This window comes from Mesorhizobium sp. M0870 (assembly GCF_040319775.1).
Lineage (GTDB): Bacteria > Pseudomonadota > Alphaproteobacteria > Rhizobiales > Rhizobiaceae > Mesorhizobium.
The window spans coordinates 1-17,435 of the sequence record NZ_JAMYOI010000001.1; the positions used below are offsets into that span (position 1 = coordinate 1).

General features: G+C 62.4%; 21 protein-coding genes. 9 read left to right on the plus strand and 12 right to left on the minus strand.

The features are described from left to right. Positions 1-78 precede the first annotated feature (78 nt). Positions 79-963, minus strand: coding sequence for a LysR substrate-binding domain-containing protein (locus NKH97_RS00005; protein WP_023812906.1), 885 nt, complete (start codon positions 961-963; stop codon positions 79-81). A 108-nt stretch (positions 964-1,071) separates the two neighbouring features. Here NKH97_RS00005 and NKH97_RS00010 point away from each other — a divergent pair, with 108 nt between their 5' ends. Both NKH97_RS00010 and NKH97_RS00015 read left to right on the plus strand, forming a co-directional pair. Next, complete coding sequence (locus tag NKH97_RS00010; RefSeq protein WP_352795197.1) at positions 1,072-1,329, plus strand: muconolactone Delta-isomerase family protein; 258 nt, start codon at positions 1,072-1,074, stop codon at positions 1,327-1,329. A 211-nt stretch (positions 1,330-1,540) separates the two neighbouring features. Beyond that, entirely contained in the window at positions 1,541-2,539 is a 999-nt protein-coding gene (locus tag NKH97_RS00015) for a transporter (protein ID WP_352443247.1), read from the plus strand. A gap of 16 nt (positions 2,540-2,555) precedes the next feature. Here the strand turns inward: NKH97_RS00015 and NKH97_RS00020 are convergent, their stop codons facing one another. The 9 genes from NKH97_RS00020 to cysS all read right to left on the minus strand — a co-directional run bounded on the left by NKH97_RS00020 (position 2,556) and on the right by cysS (position 10,576). Continuing rightward, on the minus strand, positions 2,556-3,242 hold the full coding sequence (locus NKH97_RS00020; protein WP_023812903.1) for a glutathione S-transferase family protein: 687 nt from the start codon (positions 3,240-3,242) through the stop codon (positions 2,556-2,558). A 9-nt stretch (positions 3,243-3,251) separates the two neighbouring features. Then, positions 3,252-4,178: an EamA family transporter RarD gene (rarD, locus tag NKH97_RS00025; RefSeq protein WP_023812902.1), complete on the minus strand. Its 927-nt coding sequence runs from the start codon at positions 4,176-4,178 to the stop codon at positions 3,252-3,254. An 83-nt stretch (positions 4,179-4,261) separates the two neighbouring features. Next, complete coding sequence (cimA, locus tag NKH97_RS00030; protein WP_352609793.1) at positions 4,262-5,878, minus strand: citramalate synthase; 1,617 nt, start codon at positions 5,876-5,878, stop codon at positions 4,262-4,264. A gap of 197 nt (positions 5,879-6,075) precedes the next feature. Then, positions 6,076-7,035, minus strand: coding sequence for a prolyl aminopeptidase (gene pip, locus NKH97_RS00035; RefSeq protein ID WP_023812900.1), 960 nt, complete (start codon positions 7,033-7,035; stop codon positions 6,076-6,078). Next, entirely contained in the window at positions 7,032-7,508 is a 477-nt protein-coding gene (locus tag NKH97_RS00040) for a GFA family protein (RefSeq protein ID WP_023812899.1), read from the minus strand. The genes pip and NKH97_RS00040 overlap by 4 nt, the downstream gene beginning before the upstream one ends. Beyond that, on the minus strand, positions 7,505-7,996 hold the full coding sequence (locus NKH97_RS00045) for a GFA family protein (RefSeq protein ID WP_023812898.1): 492 nt from the start codon (positions 7,994-7,996) through the stop codon (positions 7,505-7,507). The genes NKH97_RS00040 and NKH97_RS00045 overlap by 4 nt, the downstream gene beginning before the upstream one ends. Before the next feature lie 6 nt (positions 7,997-8,002). Continuing rightward, positions 8,003-8,389, minus strand: a complete 387-nt coding sequence (locus tag NKH97_RS00050; protein ID WP_352795198.1) for a VOC family protein — start codon at positions 8,387-8,389, stop codon at positions 8,003-8,005. Then, the gene (locus NKH97_RS00055) at positions 8,386-8,793 is read right to left on the minus strand and encodes an endonuclease domain-containing protein (RefSeq protein WP_023812896.1); all 408 of its coding nucleotides are present in this window, start codon (positions 8,791-8,793) and stop codon (positions 8,386-8,388) included. Before NKH97_RS00055 ends, NKH97_RS00050 begins: the two co-directional genes overlap by 4 nt. A 280-nt stretch (positions 8,794-9,073) precedes the next feature. After that, positions 9,074-10,576, minus strand: a complete 1,503-nt coding sequence (cysS, locus tag NKH97_RS00060) for a cysteine--tRNA ligase (protein ID WP_023812895.1) — start codon at positions 10,574-10,576, stop codon at positions 9,074-9,076. Positions 10,577-10,969: 393 nt separating this feature from the next. On the opposite strand from cysS, the gene NKH97_RS00065 reads away from it, so the two are divergent. Further along, positions 10,970-11,125: a hypothetical protein gene (locus NKH97_RS00065; protein ID WP_023812894.1), complete on the plus strand. Its 156-nt coding sequence runs from the start codon at positions 10,970-10,972 to the stop codon at positions 11,123-11,125. 71 nt (positions 11,126-11,196) lie between these two features. On the opposite strand, the gene NKH97_RS00070 is transcribed toward NKH97_RS00065, so the two are convergent. Next, complete coding sequence (locus tag NKH97_RS00070) at positions 11,197-11,958, minus strand: SOS response-associated peptidase (protein ID WP_023812893.1); 762 nt, start codon at positions 11,956-11,958, stop codon at positions 11,197-11,199. 126 nt (positions 11,959-12,084) lie between these two features. Between NKH97_RS00070 and NKH97_RS00075 the strand changes: the two genes are divergently transcribed. The 4 genes from NKH97_RS00075 (at position 12,085) to NKH97_RS00090 (ending at position 14,452) form a co-directional block, all read left to right on the plus strand. After that, positions 12,085-12,519 carry an NUDIX hydrolase gene (locus tag NKH97_RS00075; protein WP_023812892.1) on the plus strand — a complete coding sequence of 145 codons (435 nt, stop codon included), beginning with the start codon at positions 12,085-12,087 and terminating at the stop codon, positions 12,517-12,519. A gap of 83 nt (positions 12,520-12,602) precedes the next feature. Continuing rightward, positions 12,603-12,980 carry a TIGR02301 family protein gene (locus NKH97_RS00080; RefSeq protein ID WP_023812891.1) on the plus strand — a complete coding sequence of 126 codons (378 nt, stop codon included), beginning with the start codon at positions 12,603-12,605 and terminating at the stop codon, positions 12,978-12,980. A gap of 355 nt (positions 12,981-13,335) precedes the next feature. Then, positions 13,336-13,593: a hypothetical protein gene (locus tag NKH97_RS00085; protein ID WP_008874920.1), complete on the plus strand. Its 258-nt coding sequence runs from the start codon at positions 13,336-13,338 to the stop codon at positions 13,591-13,593. 70 nt (positions 13,594-13,663) lie between these two features. Then, positions 13,664-14,452 (plus strand): hypothetical protein, encoded by a 789-nt coding sequence (locus NKH97_RS00090; protein ID WP_023812890.1) that lies wholly within the window; start codon positions 13,664-13,666, stop codon positions 14,450-14,452. A gap of 35 nt (positions 14,453-14,487) precedes the next feature. On the opposite strand, the gene NKH97_RS00095 is transcribed toward NKH97_RS00090, so the two are convergent. Then, on the minus strand, positions 14,488-15,819 hold the full coding sequence (locus NKH97_RS00095; protein WP_352795199.1) for a dihydroorotase: 1,332 nt from the start codon (positions 15,817-15,819) through the stop codon (positions 14,488-14,490). Positions 15,820-15,894: 75 nt separating this feature from the next. Here NKH97_RS00095 and ygfZ point away from each other — a divergent pair, with 75 nt between their 5' ends. Continuing rightward, positions 15,895-16,755 carry a CAF17-like 4Fe-4S cluster assembly/insertion protein YgfZ gene (ygfZ, locus tag NKH97_RS00100; RefSeq protein WP_023812888.1) on the plus strand — a complete coding sequence of 287 codons (861 nt, stop codon included), beginning with the start codon at positions 15,895-15,897 and terminating at the stop codon, positions 16,753-16,755. Next, entirely contained in the window at positions 16,755-17,387 is a 633-nt protein-coding gene (locus NKH97_RS00105) for an HD domain-containing protein (RefSeq protein ID WP_352443173.1), read from the plus strand. The genes ygfZ and NKH97_RS00105 overlap by 1 nt, the downstream gene beginning before the upstream one ends. Positions 17,388-17,435: the final 48 nt, after the last annotated feature.

Sequence of the window (17,435 nt, forward strand, 5' to 3'; positions counted from 1 at the left end):
ATTCCCCTATTCCCCTATTCCCCTATTCCCCTATTCCCCTATTCCCCTATTCCCCTATTCCCCTATTCCCCTATTCCCCTATTCCTCAGCTGCCTGCCGCAAATCGGCAATCACCGCCCGTCGGTCATGACGCCGCCAGGCGAGATAGATGGAGACCGTGCGGTCGAACCACGGCAGGTCGCGAAATACGATCCGCGGCGGCGCAGCGACACGCAGGCTGGCTTGCACCGTCGCAAGGCCGAGACCGGCACTGACAAGGCCGAGCGAGGTCAGCGGGTCCGCCGTCTCATAGGCGATGTCGGGCAGAAAGCCGGCCTTGGCGCAGGCGGCAAGGAACTGGCCGCGATTGGTGTCGTCCGGCTGGCGCACGACGGTGATCCAGGTGCGACCGTCAAGGTGGTCGGGCCCAATCTCTGGCACTTCAGCAAGCGGATCATCTTCGGGGATCGCCAGCACCAGCGGCTCATGCCGCAGCGCTATCGCGGCGACATCCGGGTCATCATCGGCTGGCGGCGAGTAGACAAAGCCCAGATCCAGCGACCGCTGCCGTAGCCCTTCCAACTGCGCCGCCGAACGCAGGCTTCTCAGCTGCAGGTGGAAATCCGGCCGGTCGCGACGGAACTGGCGCAGCATCCCAGCGACAAGCCCGGCATGAACGGCGCCTTCGACATAGCCGATGGCGAGCCGGCCGACGGCGCCGCTGGCCAGGTTGCGGCCGAACTGCTCCAAACGTCGCGCATTGGACAGCAGCGCGCGGGCTTCGACGAGGAAGGCGCGGCCCTCGGCGTTGAGGTGGACCCGCTGCTTTGCCCGTTCGAACAAAGCGACGCCGAGTTGCTCCTCGAGCTGGATGATCTGCCGGCTGAGTGGCGACTGAGAAATATGCAGCATTTCGGCGGCGCGCCCGACATTGCCGGTTTCGGCGACGGTGACGAAATAGCGGAGCTGACGCAGATCGAACATTTTTCTCCGGGCTCCAGTCCCCCCAGGTCTCAACTTTAGCCTAACCAGTCTTGGACAGTCTGACCGGCGGGAGCGATAATTCGGCCATTCCAACCAAAGGAGACCGCCATGCAGTTCTTTGCCCTTCTCACCCGCAACACCGAAAAATTTGCCGATGCCGATTTCGCTCCGCTTCTACCCGGCGAAGCCGAACAGCGGCGCACGCTCTATGCCGAAGGCGCGGTACGCCAGATGTGGAACCGAGGCGACATCCCGGGCAGCGGCATGATGTTCGAGGCAGCCGATGATGCAGAGGTTCGCGCCCACCTCGCCACCTTGCCGTTGGTCAAGGCCGGCATGATGGACATTGCCGCAATCGTATCCTAAAGCCCTACCCCGGCTTCGGCCCGAAGCACTGACAGGGACACAATCCGGGGGTGGCGAAGGCCGTCACCACCGGATTGACGTAGGTGATCGACAGACCGTGATCGGCTGTCAAGAAACCGTCACACGGAACCGGGTTCGCTCGTGCTAGAAATCAAGGCCAGGCAGCCGCCGTGCGGTGCCATCTTCGGAACATGCATCTGGCACCGCCCCCATGGATATCACTGTCGCCCCGGAAGGCACCGACCTGTCGCCCTACCTGCCCGACGAGCACGGATTGTTCTTCATCTATCACTTCACCGCTGAGGGCGTGCGAACCAGGGACGCCGCCGCCGCGCACTGGACATGGCGCAGCTACCAGCTTTCCGACATGCGCGCTCGCCATGAGATCGGCACCGATCAGGCTTTGCCGGCACCGGTGCGTGAAGCTTTCCTGTCCGCCAGCCATGGCTGCCACATCGACCTCGAGGACGACTGGCTCTATGGCGACCTGCCGGATCTGCGCCATGACTATTCGGCGGAAACGGGCGGACTTGGCCATTTCCGCTTCGCCCTCAACGACACCATGCTGGTCGGCGCCCGCAAGCAGCCGCTGCAGTCTGTCGATAACATCCGCAAGGCGATCGAGAACGGATCGCGCAAACTCCGCTCGCCGGCCGCGCTGATCGAGGCGGTCGTCGGCCAGTCGTTCGACGGCATGGTGGCCGAACTTGCGGCACTTGGCGACAGTCTCGATGGCATCGAGGATCGCATCGTCTGCGACGCATGGCACAATGAGCGGCAGGCGCTGGTCGACGCGCGCCGGCACCTGGTGGTGATCCACCGGCAGATGGCGACGCTGACCAATCTGTTTCGCCATCTCGACCATTCGCACCGCAACGACCTGCCGGATTCCATCAACGACATGGCGGCGCGGCTGTCGCATCGTGCGCAGACGCTGCACTATGACGGCGAGCAGTTGCAGGCCCGCGCCCGGCTTTTGCAAGACGAGCTGATGGCCAAGCTGACAACGCAGTCGAACCGGCTGCTGTACGTACTGTCGGTGATGACGGCGGTGCTGTTGCCGATGACCATCATCTCCGGCCTGTTCGGCATGAATGTCGGCGGCCTGCCGCTGGTCGACACGCCAATGGGCTTCTGGGTGGTGACGGCGGTAGCGATGGTAATCGCGGGAGCGACCTATCTCTTTGTCAGGCGGCTCGGACAGATGTAGCACCCGCCGGCGGCTATCACGCCGTGGCGCGAAGATCCTCGATGACTGTGCCGGCGGCGGCCACTTCCGCTTCGTGATCGGACTCGCGCCAGATTTCGGCAAGGCCAGCCGCATACCATTCGCGCATCGCCGGTAGAGCAAGCAATTGCGCCGGATAAGCCGCAGCCGCACCCTCGAAGGGGAGCCCATAGGACTGGGCGCGGAACGCCACCGGAGCAAAGAAAGCGTCGACGGCGGTGAAATGAGCGCCGGCCAGAAACGGCCCGCCGAAACGGGCAAGACCATCATTCCAGAGGTCACCGAGGCGGAAAAGGTCCTGCTTCAGCCCATCGGACATCGGGAACGGCTTTACCCGCACGCCGCAACTCATCGGGCATGCCCCGCGCAATGCGGTGAAGCTCGAATGCATCTCGGCGGCGGCCGAGCGTGCCCAGGCGCGCGCCTTGGCTTCGACGGGCCACACGCCATGGTGGCGTTCGGCCAGATATTCGACGATGGCCAGCGAATCCCAGACCGCCCAGCCGTCCTCGATCAGGCACGGCACCCGGCCGCTGGGCGAAAACGACCGGTAGAGTTCCCAGCTCGATGCGGTCGGGAATGGCGTCAGCCGCTCCTCGAATGGGATATCCAGCGCGCGCATCAACACCCAGGGCCGCAGCGACCATGAGGAATAGTTCTTGTTGGCGATATGCAGCAGGTACATCGAAACTCCTTACCGTGCGGGCTGCGGCGCGGCGCGGCGCGCTGTCGTCAACATCGACCAGGAATAGACCGCCAAGGCCGCCCAGATCAGCGCGAACGCAATCGCCTGGGTGGTGCCGAAAGGCTCGTCGAAGATCAGAACGGCGATCAGGAACACCATGGTCGGCGCGATATATTGCATGATGCCGATGGTTGACAGGCGCAGCAGCTTGGCGCCGAAGGCGAACAGCAGCAGCGGTATCGACGTGACTGGACCGCAGCCGATCAGCAGCGCCCTATCGGCACCGCTGCTGGATACGATGTGGTCCTGCCCGGTCGCGATGAGATAAACGATGTAGCCAAGTGCCGGCACCGACAGCAGAAGCACTTCGAGCAAAAATCCCTGGCTCGGTCCGATCGGCAGCGTCTTGCGGAAGAAGCCGTAGGCGGCGAAGGAAAAAGCCAACGCCAGCGACACCCAGGGCAGCTTGCCGCCCTCGATGGTCAGCACCGCGACCGCGACGGCCGCCAGCACCACCGCCGCGATCTGCAGCCGGTCGAGGCGCTCGGCAAGCAGCAGCGCGCCGACAACGACGCTGACCAGTGGATTGATGTAGTAGCCGAGCGCGGTCTCGACAGTGCGGTCGACGGCAATCGCCCAGACATAGATGCCCCAGTTGACCGAAATCAGCGCAGCCGTCAGCGCGGCCATGGCGATGGTGCGCGGCGAACGCAGTGCCGCCTTGAAATCCGCCGTGCGGCCGGCCCAGATCAGGACGGCGGCGGCGATCGGCACCGACCAGACGATGCGATGGGCAATGACTTCGGCGAGCGGCAGATGAGCGACCGCCTTCATGTAAAAAGGCAGCAGCCCCCATAGCAGATAGGCCCCCAGTGCCAGCAGGAAGCCGCGACGGGCCTTGGAATCCGCATCCAGGGTGATTGTTTCAGTGGCCATGGGCCAACGCTATGGCCCAGCCACCTTGGCAAGACCATCGCAAAGTTCTGATGGATCAATGGACTTTCGCTGATGGTTCAACCCTATTCGGCGGCCACCAGTCCGGCCATCTCGCGGTTCTTCATCAGCTTGTAGACGATGGAATCCATCAGCGCTTGGAACGAGGCGTCGATGATGTTTTCGGAAACGCCGACCGTCCACCAGCGCGCGCCGGTGCCGTCATGCGATTCGATCAGAACGCGGGTGATCGCCTCGGTGCCGCCATTGAGGATACGCACCTTGAAGTCGGCCAGTTCCATGTCGGCGATCTCGCTCTGGAACTTGCCAAGGTCCTTGCGCAGCGCGATGTCGAGTGCGTTGACCGGGCCATGCCCCTCGGCCACCGACATCTTCTCCTCGCCGTCGACCACCACCTTGACGATCGCTTCGGAGACCGTCTTCAGCTGGCCGTTGGCGTCGAAGCGGCGCTCGACCATGCAGCGGAACGAGGTGACGTTGAAGAACTCCGGTAGGCCGTGCAGCATCTTGCGTGCCAGGAGCTCGAAGCTGGCATCGGCGCCCTCATAGGCGTAGCCCTCGGCCTCGCGCTCCTTGACCACTGATATCAGCGCGTCGAGCCGGTGATCATCTTTCGGCACGTCGATGCCGCGCCGCTTCAACTCGGCGAGGAAATTGGCCTTGCCGCCCTGGTCCGAAACCATGACGCGGCGGCGGTTGCCGACCGTTTCCGGGGGCACATGCTCATAGGTCGCCGGCTCCTTGGCCAGCGCGGAGGCATGGATGCCCGCCTTGGTGGCGAAAGCAGAGGCCCCGACATAGGGCGCTTGCGCTTCCGGGGCGCGGTTCAGGAGTTCGTCGAAGGCGCGGGACAGGCGCGAAATGCCGGTCAGCGCCTCAGCCGAAATGCCCGTCTCGAAACGATCGGCGAAGGCCGGTTTCAACGCCAGCGTTGGTACGATCGAGATCAAATTGGCGTTGCCGCAGCGCTCGCCGATGCCGTTGAGCGTGCCCTGGATCTGGCGCACGCCGGCCTCGACAGCGGCGAGGGAATTCGCCACTGCCTGGCCGGTGTCGTCATGAGCATGGATGCCGAGATAATCGCCTGAAATACCTGATGAAATAACCTTCTCGACGATGGCGCGGACTTCCGAGGGTTGCGTGCCACCATTGGTGTCGCACAGCACCACCCAGCGCGCGCCGGCATCACAGGCGGTCCTGGCGCAGGCCAGCGCATAATCGGGATTGGCCTTGAAGCCGTCGAAAAAATGCTCGCAATCGACCAACGCCTCCTTGCCGGCGGCGATCGCCGCCTCGACGGAGGCCTTGATGGCGTCGAGGTTCTCCTCATTGGTGCAGCCGAGCGCGACACGGACATGGTAGTCCCAACTCTTGGCGACGAAGCAGATGGCATCCGACTTGGATTGCACGAGTGACGCAAGGCCGGGATCGTTGGAAGCTGACACCCCAGCCCGTTTGGTCATGCCGAAGGCGACGAATTTGGCGCGCGACGTACGTTTCTCCTGGAAGAAGGCTGTGTCGGTCGGGTTGGCGCCGGGATAGCCACCTTCGACATAATCGAGGCCGAAAGCGTCGAGCAGTTTCGCGATAGCGATCTTGTCCTCGACGGAAAAGTCTATGCCCGGCGTCTGCTGGCCATCGCGCAAGGTGGTGTCGAAGAGGAACAGTCTTTCCTTTTTCATGACAGCAAGGTGCTTGAGCACCCCCCTGTGGCCTGCCGGCCATCTCCCCCGCAAGGGGGGAGATCGGCAGCTTTGACGATAGCGCTGGTCCTGCATCGTCGGCGATTGGCGAAAGCGAAGGCGACATCCAATCTCCCCCCTTGCGGGGGAGATGTCCGGTAGGACAGAGGGGGGTGTGAAGGATCGCCGTGCATCGACTATATCTTCCCTGCAAACCGATCCGTCGCCCGGATCAGTTGATCCAGAATCCCCGGCTCCGAATAAGCATGACCGGCGCCCTCGATCAGATGGAAATCCGCCTTCGGCCAGGCCTTGTGCAGCGCCCAGGCATAGCGCGCCGGGCACGGCATGTCGTAGCGGCCATGGACGATGGTGCCGGGAATGTCGCTCAGCTTGTGCGCGTCGCGCAGCAGCTGCCCTTCCTCAAGCCAGCCGGCATGGACGAAATAGTGGTTTTCGATGCGGGCGAAGGCAATGGCATAGTCGTCCTCACCAAACGGTCCACTGGTCTCCGGTTCCGGCAACAGCGTGATCGTTTCGCCCTCCCACAGGCTCCAGGCGCGGGCGGCTTCGATCTGCGCCTTGCGATCCGTGCCGACCAGCCGCTTGCGGTAGGCAGCCATCATGTCGCCGCGCTCGGCCTCCGGGACCGGCGCCAGAAAGCGCTCCCATTTGTCCGGGAACATTTCCGAGACGCCGAACTGATAGTACCATTCGAGTTCCGCACGTGTCAGCGTGTAGATGCCGCGTACCACCAACTCACTGACGCGTTCGGGGTGCGTTTCGGCATAGGCGAGCGCCAGCGTCGACCCCCAGGAGCCGCCGAACACCAGCCATTTGTCGAAGCCGGCCATTTCGCGCAGGCGTTCGATGTCGGCGACCAGGTGCCAGGTCGTGTTGGCTTCGAGCGAGGCATTGGGCGTCGATTTTCCGCAGCCGCGTTGATCGAACAGGATGACATCGTAGAGCTTCGGGTCGAACAGCCGCCGGTGCTTTGGCGAGATGGTGCCGCCCGGCCCGCCATGCAGAAACACCGCCGGTTTGGCGCCTTTGGTGCCGGAACGTTCCCAGTAGACCTGATGGCCGTCGCCGACATCGAGCATGCCGGACTCGAAGGCCTCGATCTCGGGATAGAGGGTACGCAATTGACTGCTCATAGTTGCAAACCTTTGGTCGGCCAGTCCGCTGTTTCATGGTCGGGGTGCTGGAAGGAGATGATGGATTCCTGCCTGTTATAGTAGTCGGGATCCTGGTGGACGGGCTGATCGAAGATCGTCTCCACCCAGGGCAGCCGCGCGGCGTAGTTGACCTGGATCTGCGGGGCGAGATCTGAGCGGTCGTCGAAGGCACCGATAGCGATCTCAAGTCCACCGGGCTGCCGGTAGGTCAGCGGCGTCCCGCAGCGGGCGCAGAAACCACGATCGATGTTGACCGACGACTGGAAATAGCTTGGCTCTTCATGGGTCCATTTGACGCCATCCCTGGGCACCGTGACCAGCGCACCGAAGAACGAGCCGAACTGCTTCTGGCACATCCGGCAATGGCAGATCGAGGGACGGCCGAGCGCCCCATGAATGCGGAAACGCACGGCGCCGCATTGGCAGCCGCCAGTTCTTACTGTCTCGGTCATGGTCTTTCCTTCGGCGGCCATTGTTCGGTGTCGTGGTCCGGATGCTGGTAGGAGACGAGATCGGCCAGATAAGAGGCCGACGACACGTCGGCCATCGTCTCCTCGCCCGGCAATTGCGGGATCGTATCGACATAAGGCAGCTTTGCCTCGACACCCCATTGGATCAGCGGCACGATCTCCGCCGGATTGTCGAACGCGCCGATGGCGAGGCCAACGCCGTCCGGCGCGGTGAAGGTCAGCGGCGTGCCGCAATCGGCGCAAAAACCGCGATCGACATGGTTGGAGGAGCGGAAGTATTTCGGCTCGCCGCGCGTCCAGTCGAGCCGGGCGCCACGCACCGAAACCAGCGGCGCATAGAACGAGCCGAACGCCTTCTGGCACATGCGGCAATGGCAGACCGAAGCGTCGCCGAGCGCGCCTTCAACGCGAAAGCGCACCGCGCCGCACTGGCAGCCGCCGGTGTAGATCGGCCGGTTGTCGAGGCTCATCTCGGCTCACTCCGGCGCATGGCAGACGGCTTCGACATTGTTGCCGCCGGGATCGAAGACGAAGGCGCCATAGTAGTTCGGGTGATAATGCCGGCGCAGGCCCGGCCCGCCATTGTCCTTGCCACCGGCAGCAAGTGCCGCTGCGTGGAAGGCATCGACCTCGGCGCGGCTGCGCGCGGTGAAGGCGACGTGCTGGTGATCCCTGGGCTTGTCCTTGGCCGAACTCAGCCAGAACACCGGCCGGTCACGGCCATAGCCGCCGACCTTGGCGCCGCCGGTGTATTCCAGCGGCACCATGTAGAGGAGCGCTGCACCAAGCGGCGCCATCGCCTTGTCATAGAAAGCCTTCGAAGCATCGAAATCGGCAACGGTGATGCCAAGATGGTCTATCATGAAATTGCCTCCCTAGCTGGTTCGATCGCCAGCACTTCGGCAGCGGCCAGGCCGGCCTCGATGACGATGTGCTGGCAGACATTGTCGATATCGCGAATGACGTCGTCGTTCCAGAAGCGCAGGATGGTCCAGCCACTGCTCTTAAAATATGCGCTGCGTGTCTCGTCTTGTTGTAGATTTTCGCTATCCGCATGCTGGCTGCCGTCTACCTCGACGATGAGACGATAGGCCGAGCAAGCAAAGTCAACGATATAAGGTCCGATCGGCACCTGCCGTCGAAAGCTCATCCCCATAAGCTGGTGAGCACGCAACTCATTCCAAAGTTTCAACTCCGCATCGGTCATGACGCGACGCATGGATTTTGCATTCCGGCGGTGTCGTTGCGGAACGAGATCGTGTCCCATCAAACACCCCTTCGCCGGTGATTAGCGAAATCGGCGACGAGGGCTGATCTCCCCCCTTGCGGGGGAGATGCCCGGCAGGGCAGAGGGGGGTGCTGTCCCGCCCGCTTATCAATTGGAGACCGCTGCCTTCTCAGGAAACGGTCGAAACGAGGGTAGGCAAACAGAAACGATGGCGTTCCTTCACACCCCCCTCTGTCCTGCCGGACATCTCCCCCGCAAGGGGGGAGATCGGCTGTCACCAGGGTCTCCGCCAACCTTTCAAAAGTGTTTCGCGCCAACCTCACCGCTTGACCTCCCACGTCGTCACTCGCTCGCCAGTGACCAGATCCTTACCGTCCTTCAACTGTACACCTTGCGCCAGCAGTTCGTCGCGGATGCGGTCGGCCTCGGCCCAGTTCTTCGACGCTATGAGGGCAAGTCGGGTTTCAATTGCCTCAACAATGGCATGTTCGGCAACTTTTGCTTCCGCAAAGTCAAAACCAAGAAATAACAAAGCTGCCTTTACCTCAGCAGCGGCATTCAACTTAAATTCGACGTCTATTGGATCGCCATCAATTTCAACAAAGGGCGTTTCTGAGCCCTCCGACCCCAGACCTTTGCTCGCGTCTGAAACGAGCTCCGCCAATATGTAAAAGGCCTGAGGTGTCGAAAGGTCGTCCGAAAGTGCCTTAACAAAGCTGCTAGGGGGGCCCGTTTCATAACGCGCTCCATCAGCTACTCGCTTCCATTTGCGCAGCGTGTTCTCGGCCTCTTCCAGCTTGCGCACGGAAAAGTCGATTGGTTCGCGGTAGTGCGTCATCAGCATCGCCAGCCGCAGCACCTCGCCCGGCCATTTGCGGCCGCCAAAGGTCTCGGTCTCCAGCAGTTCGTTGATCGAATAGAAATTGCCGACGCTTTTCGACATTTTCTGGCCTTCGACCTGCAGGAAGCCGTTGTGCATCCAGATGTTGGCCATCACGTCCGTGCCATGGGCGCAGCGCGACTGGGCGATCTCGTTCTCATGGTGCGGGAAGATCAGGTCGAGGCCGCCGCCATGGATGTCGAACACCTCGCCAAGATAGGCGGCCGACATTGCCGAGCATTCGATGTGCCAGCCCGGCCGACCCCTGCCCCATGGCGAATTCCAGCCGGGCTCCTCCGGCGACGACAACTTCCACAGGACAAAATCGCCGGGATTTTTCTTGTGCGCGTCGACGGCGACGCGAGCACCAGCCTGCTGCTCGTCGAGATTGCGCTTCGACAGCTGGCCGTAGTCCGGCATCGACGCCGTATCGAACAGGACTTCGCCCGCGGCAACATAGGCATGGCCGCGTTCGATCAGGCTTTGAATCAAGGTGATCATGTCGACTTTGCCGTCGGCGCGGGGCTCGACGAATTCGGTGGCGCGCGGCTCGACCGTCGGCTCCAGGCAGCCGAGAACCGCCACATCGCTGTGGAACTGGTCGGCGGTCTTTTCGGTGACCCGCCTGATCGCCTCGTTGAGCGAAAGTGTTCCGGAAGCGATCTCGCCGCCGAAGTCGCGCAGAGCGCGCGCGTTGATCTTGTCGTCGACGTCGGTGATGTTGCGCACATAGGTGACGTGCGCCTCGCCATAGACTTGGCGCAGCAGGCGGAACAGCACGTCGAAGACGATCACCGGTCTGGCATTGCCGATATGGGCAAAGTCGTAGACGGTCGGACCGCAGACATACATGCGCACGTTCAGCGGATCGATCGGGACGAAATCCTCTTTCGTCCGCGTCAGCGTGTTGTAGAGGCGCAGGCCCTGCGATGCGTCAGACATTCGTGCCTTCCCGTTTCAGATCTTTCATCTGGATGGAGCCAGCCCGCGCCAAGACGCAAATCAGGCTCCAGCCTGCTGGCCGGGGCGTTTGTCCAATCTGGGGAAAGATGAGGCGAAAACGTCCGGACCAGCGCGAGGCTAGCCAATAATGCAAATGCCACAAATGGCGAAAGACGTTTTCATGGGCGGCTTTATCGCCTTGGCGAGTGTTGCCGTCAAGTCGCTAGTTTCGGCAAAAACGTCGCTGGATCACAGGTAATGAGCCACTGAAACATTTTATTAAACATGTCGGCACAGTCATGAAACATTCGCCGGCTAGATCAGCAGGCGTCACGATTTGGTCAGAATCGGCCATCAAACGCAGACACGAAAATGTTACCTGGGAAGAGAGACATGCTCCGAAGCAAGCAGGAATCCAATCGCGCCAAGCAACCGGCGCTGGCCAACCACTATCGCGCCATAGGCCCGGCCGCGATCGTCGCCGCACTTCTCCACACCGCGAAGAAGAAGAAGCCGGCGCAGAAGATCGTATCGCCCCGCGCTGCCTGAAGCAGTGTGTGGCTGGCGCCAAAGGTGCCAGGCATGAGGGCGCTGACATGCGGCCCTGAAGAACAGCTCAGCTAAAACAACGTCAGCTGACTGTCGTCCGCGCCGGGCTTCTGGCGCTTGACTTTTTCGGGCTCCGGCCCGATCTCGCCCCGCTCCTGGATCTCCGGTCCGGTGTTGACGACCTTGTTGACGAGGTCGGAGACGGGAATTGCCTCGAAGAAATCAGGCTGTGCCGGCCGCAACAGGTCGGCGACATCGCGCGGCTCGAGCGTGCGGCAATCCAGCCAGCGGGCGAAATCCCTGGGATCGATCACCACCGGCATGCGGTCGTGAATATGGGCGATGTCGGCATTGGCGTTGACGGTCAAGATAGCGCCGGTGTCCATTTCCGAACCGCCCGGCTCGGCATAGGTCTCGATCAAGCCGGCAAAGGCGAGCAACCCGCCATGCCTAGGCCTGATCCAGTAGGGCTGCCCCTTCTTGCCACCAGTTTGCCGCCACTCGTAAAAACCCGACGCCGGCACCAGCGCGCGGCGATGGCGCATGGCGGCTTTGAACGAGGCCTTCTCAGCTGCGCCTTCAGAGCGCGCGTTGAACAGCAGCGGAAATTCCCTGGTATCCTTGACCCAGGTCGGAATCAGCCCCCAGCGCACCAGCATCGGCTGCCGGTCCGGCAGATTGGAGCCCGGCGCCTGCGGGGGGCCGGCGACCGCCATCAGGATCGGTTGGGTTGGTGCGATGTTGTAGCGCGCCGGGAAATCCTCCAGTTCAGCCAAACCTAGCAAGGCGGCAGTCTGGTCCGGCGTCGCGGTCAAGGCAAAACGTCCGCACATGGTCGATTGGCGCCCTTCGAATGGTTCAGCTTGAAAGTGGCGATAGAACCGCCGTTGCGCAACCGCTAAAGCTTCCGCATGCTGGCGGTTCCACAACAGACCAGCTTCACGCCTGATCGGGAACCCATGAACAAAGCGCGCAAGACACTTCCGGCAGTTTCGGTCGCCGTCGTGCGCGCAGACACCGTGCTTCTGGTCAAGCGGGCGCGGCAACCCTCGCAGGGGCTCTATGCCTTTCCAGGCGGCAAGGTCGAGCCCGACGAAACGCTGGAGCAAGCCATCGCTCGCGAACTGTTGGAAGAGACCGGCTTGCGGGCCACCGATTATCGCCGGCTTCGGGAAATCCACATCGACGGCAGGGACGACAGCCACCCGGTTGACTATCTCCTCACAGTCTTCGGAGCCGTCTATGCCGGCGGCGAGGCGGTGGCCAGCGACGATGCAGAGACGGCGGCCTTCTATACGCTCATCGAGATGGCGGCGCTGCCGCTAGCAGGCTCGGTATTCGCGGTCGCAGAAGACTTGTTGGCCCCTGGCAGAAACGCCGGACTGCTGCCCTGAAAACCGCCTTGCAGGCGACAAATTGTTTCGCCACAAAGACTTATCCTGTTTGGCAGAGCCACGCCGTTGGGTAGAGAAGGCTTATGAACCGTCCATCCATGCTCCTCGCCGTGTGTCTTTCCGTCAGCACGACCGTTTCGATACGGCCCGCGCTCAGCGCCGAGTCGCCGTTCGAGCCTGGGTTGATGCGGCTGGCGGAGGTTCTGGGCTCGCTGCATTTCCTGCGCAATCTGTGCGGCGAGAAGGGCGAGCAGTGGCGTGTCGAGATGACAAAACTGCTCGATTCGGAAAATCCGGACGCCGAGCGGCGCGCCCGCTTCATCGCCAGCTTCAATCGCGGCTACCGCTCTTTCGGCGGCACCTATACGAGGTGCACGCCCTCGGCGACCGAAGCCATCAGCCGCTACATGAAGGAAGGCGAGACGCTATCTCGCGATATCGCCTCGCGTTACGGCAACTAGGCACTCGCTCATCAACAACTATCCGGATCATTGCTGGGCACAGCGGATATATCGGCTTGTGCCAGGCGATATCTTGGTGCAATCCTCATGTTGCACTTCTGCAACAGTATTAACGAAACCTTACCGCGCGAAAGCGGAATTAACTCAAACTGAAGGTTTTCGCCCCGCAGGCCGCCCCAATCGGCTAAGTTTGACTCGAGCTGAACGCAGCTTCGCACAAGGCAATCGGGCTTTGTAAAAGACGATCAAAAAAATGTCGTATTTACAAATACTTAATCGCCCCTGCGTGTGAAATGAACAGATCAGGCCTGATCCACATCGATGGATCGCAGCTTGAAAGGGTGGACATTCGCTTATGGAACATGGTGTCAACGACATCGACGCGCTGGTCAGGGAAGAAAAACGCCTGACCGCCGTGGAAAGCCACAGCGAGGCCTGGGCGGAAGGTCTCTCCGCCGGGATAGAGCCCGAGATCATCGCCGAAGCAGCGCTCGAAACAGCCTTCGGCGAGATGTTGCGTGCCAATGGCGAGACCTCGGCCCTTGCCCTGCTCGACCGTATGCGTGAAAAGGTGATTGCTGGCGCCTTCGAACCTGAACGGCTGCGGCACTGAACCGACGTCCGGTTCTTTGACGGGAACATGCCGCTCGGGCGTCATGCCCGGAAGCAGGGAGAAACGGGCAGTGAGTTTTTCGATGTCAGGCAAGCCGTGTGGCTTGATCCTTCGCATCTCCTTCGCCGCTTGCTGTGCCGCGATTCCCCTGCTTGTGTGTCTCGCGAGCAGCCCCGTGTATGCGCTGAGCGAAATCAAGCGCGAAGAGCTCCCCCCGACAGTCACGCCGCCGGCCGACGACGACATGTCGCCCCCCGGAAGCGCCGTGCCAATGCCCAACCCGGTCGGAACACCGCCGCCGGCCAGCCAGCCGACTGCTCCTGCCGAAGCCGAGCCGGACAGCCCGGCGGATGGCGGCGTGACCAGACCGCGCGTCGATCCGGAAACGCCGGTGCCTGAGGTCGTCTACGATCTCGGCAAGCTGCCGGAACCGGTGCGGCGCATGCACGATCTGATCGTCGAAGCCTGCAAGGGCGGCGATATCGAAAAGCTGCGACCGTTGATCGGCACGGGCGAGAGCATGACACAGATATCGCTGACCGACATAGACGGCGACGCCATCGCCTTCCTCAAGGGCCTCTCCGGAGACCCAGACGGCCAGGAGATTCTGGCCATCCTGGAGGAGGTGCTTAATGCCGGCTACGTCCACCTCGATGCCGGCACGCCACAAGAACTCTATGTGTGGCCGTATTTCTTCGCCCTGCCGCTGGACAAGCTGGACGCCAAGCAGCGGGTCGAGCTCTTCAAGATCGTCACCGCCGGCGATTTCAATGATATGAAGCAGTTCGGCGCCTATATCTTCTACCGTGTCGGCATCACGCCTGCCGGACAGTGGTCGTTCTTCGTCGCCGGGGATTGAGCTTTCTGCCTCTGCCCTTGCAGAGATCCGGGAGCCTAGACGGGCAATGCCTCGGAAAACTCCACCGCTTTGCCTTGGCCTGGCGTGACGATTTGGCCCTCCCACATGACACGTCGGCCTCGAATGACGGTGCCGACCGGCCAACCCGTCACTTCCCTGCCATCATAAGGCGTCCAGCCGGCTTTCGAGCCGGCCTGCGCATTGGTGATCATCTCGCGCCGCATCATGTCTACGATGGTGAAGTCGGCGTCATAGCCGGCGGCGATGCGGCCTTTCCTGGCCATGCCGAAGATCCGCTGCGGGCCATGACTGGACAGGTCGACAAAGCGCTGCAAGGTCAGCCGGCCGGCATTGACGTGGTCGAGCATGATCGGCACCAGCGTCTGCACGCCGGTCATTCCCGACGGTGAGGCCGGATACGGCTTGGCCTTCTCGGCCAGCGTGTGCGGCGCATGGTCGGAGCCGAGCACGTCGACGACGCCTTGGGCAATGCCGTGCCAGACGCCGTCGCGATGGCGGGCGGCGCGCACCGGCGGGTTCATCTGGATCAGCGTGCCAAGGCGTGCGTAGTCGTCGGCGCTTAGCGTCAAATGATGCGGCGTTGCCTCGCAGGTCGCGACATCCTTGTGTTGTTCGAGAAACACAATCTCCTCGGCCGTCGAGATGTGCAGGACATGAATGCGGGCGCGAACGCTGCGCGCGATGCGTACAAGCCGTTCGGTACAGCGTAAGGCGGCGATCTCGTCGCGCCAGACAGGGTGCGATGCCGGGTCGCCCTCGATGCGCTCGCCAAGACGCTCGCGCAGCCGGAATTCGTCTTCCGAATGAAAGGCGGCGCGCCGGCGCGTGTTTCTCAGGATCGACGCCACGCCCTCGTCATCCTCGACCAGCAGGTCGCCAGTGGACGAGCCCATGAAAACCTTGATCCCGGCAGCGCCCGGCAGCCGCTCAAGCTCGCCGACATCCCCGGCGTTTTCGCGGGTACCGCCGACCCAGAAGGCGAAATCGCAATGCATGCGATCCGTGCCGCGCCGGACCTTGTCGGCAAGCGCTGCCTCGCTGGTGGTCAAAGGATTGGTGTTGGGCATCTCGAACACGGCGGTGACGCCGCCAAGCACGGCCGCGCGCGACCCCGTTTCCAAATCTTCCTTGTGCTCCAGTCCCGGCTCGCGAAAGTGCACCTGGCTGTCGATGACACCCGGCAGGATATGCAGGCCGCGGCAGTCGATCGTCTCGCCGGCCGAGGCCTGGCGGAGACCGCCGATGGCAGCGATGCGCCCGTCCTTCACGCCGATGTCGCGAGCCCCTTCGCCGTCATGGTTGACCACTGTGCCGCCTGTCAGGATGAGGTCGTAGATCATGGCCATGCTCTCTTGCGGGGGGAGTGCCAGCGGCTTACGTAAAGGCCGACCATTTTGCAAGATCAGGTTGCTTTTCCGCCCATGCCCTTTGCCCAGCTCAAAGACCGCGCCCTCATTTCCGTATCAGGTCCGGATGCCGAGCATTTTTTGCAAAACATCGTGACCACCGATCTCGACATTCTGGCTCCCGGCGAAGCCAAGCCCGGTGCGCTGCTGACGCCGCAAGGCAAGATCCTGTTCGATTTCCTGATCTCGCGCACCGGCGAGAATGCATTCCGGCTCGAATGCCGTGCCGACATAGCGGACGATTTCATACGCCGGCTGACGCTCTACAAACTGCGCGCCAAGGTCGAGATTGCAAAATCCGATCAGGCATTTGTCACCGTCGCATGGGGACATGAATCAACACCCTCACAATCTGATTCAACGGCAGCCGCCGACACACGCTTTCCGAAGGGTGCCGTCACGCGTTCCTATGGCGAAACAGATGAGCGCAGCGATCTTGCCGCGTGGCAAGCCTTCCGCATTGCCGGCGGCATTGCCGAAAGCGGCAGCGACTACCAACTCGGAGACGCCTTCCCCCACGACGTGCTGCTGGACGAAACCGGTGGCGTCGGCTTCAAGAAGGGCTGCTATGTCGGCCAGGAGGTCGTCTCGCGCATGCAGCATCGCGGCACCGCCAGGCGGCGCGTGCTGATTGTGTCAGCCGACCGGCCCCTGCCCGCGCCCGGCTCTGAGCTGACCGTCGAAGGCAGGCCGGTTGGCACGCTTGGCTCGACTGCCGGCACGGCTGGTCTGGCGATTGTCCGTATCGACCGGATCAAGGCGGCGCTCGACGCCGATCTGCCGATCATGGCGGCGGACGTTCCAGTTACGCTGGCCATTCCCGGTTGGGCAAAATTCACCTTCCCGCAGGAAGCCGCCAGCGCGGAGGGGGTCTGATGGCGGCCGACCGCGTCGGCGCACCGGCACGCGCCTGGCAGCGCATGCTGTCGGGCCGCCGGCTCGACCTGCTCGACCCCTCGCCGCTCGACATCGAGATTTCAGACATTGCGCATGGGCTCGCCCGCGTTGCCCGCTGGAACGGCCAGACCAGCGGTGAGCATGCCTTTTCGGTCGCCCAGCACTCGCTGCTGGTCGAAGCGCTGTTCCGCGACCTGGTACCCGAGGCTTCGGCCGACGCCCAGCTGGCGGCCCTCCTGCACGACGCCCCCGAATATGTCATCGGCGACATGATCTCACCGTTCAAATCGGTAATGGGCGGCAGCTACAAGGATTGTGAGTTGCGGCTGCAGCGCGCCATCCATCTGCGCTTCTCGCTGCCGGAACCGGGTGCTGCGCTGCGCAAGGAGATCAAGCGCGCCGACCAGATCGCCGCCTATTTCGAGGCAACGCTGCTCGCCGGCTTTTCGACCGCGGAGGCGACCGAGTTCTTCGGCCGTCCGCGCGGCTTCAATGCCGACCGCTTCGATTTCACGCCACGCTCGGTGACCTGGGCGCAAAATGCGTTCCTGAAGCGGTTTTCCGCGATCGAGACATCGCGACACCAGGTTTCGGCGACCGCAATCGACTAAAAACGCTAAATTAACCGGCGGCGGCCACAATAGCGCGTTCGATCACGG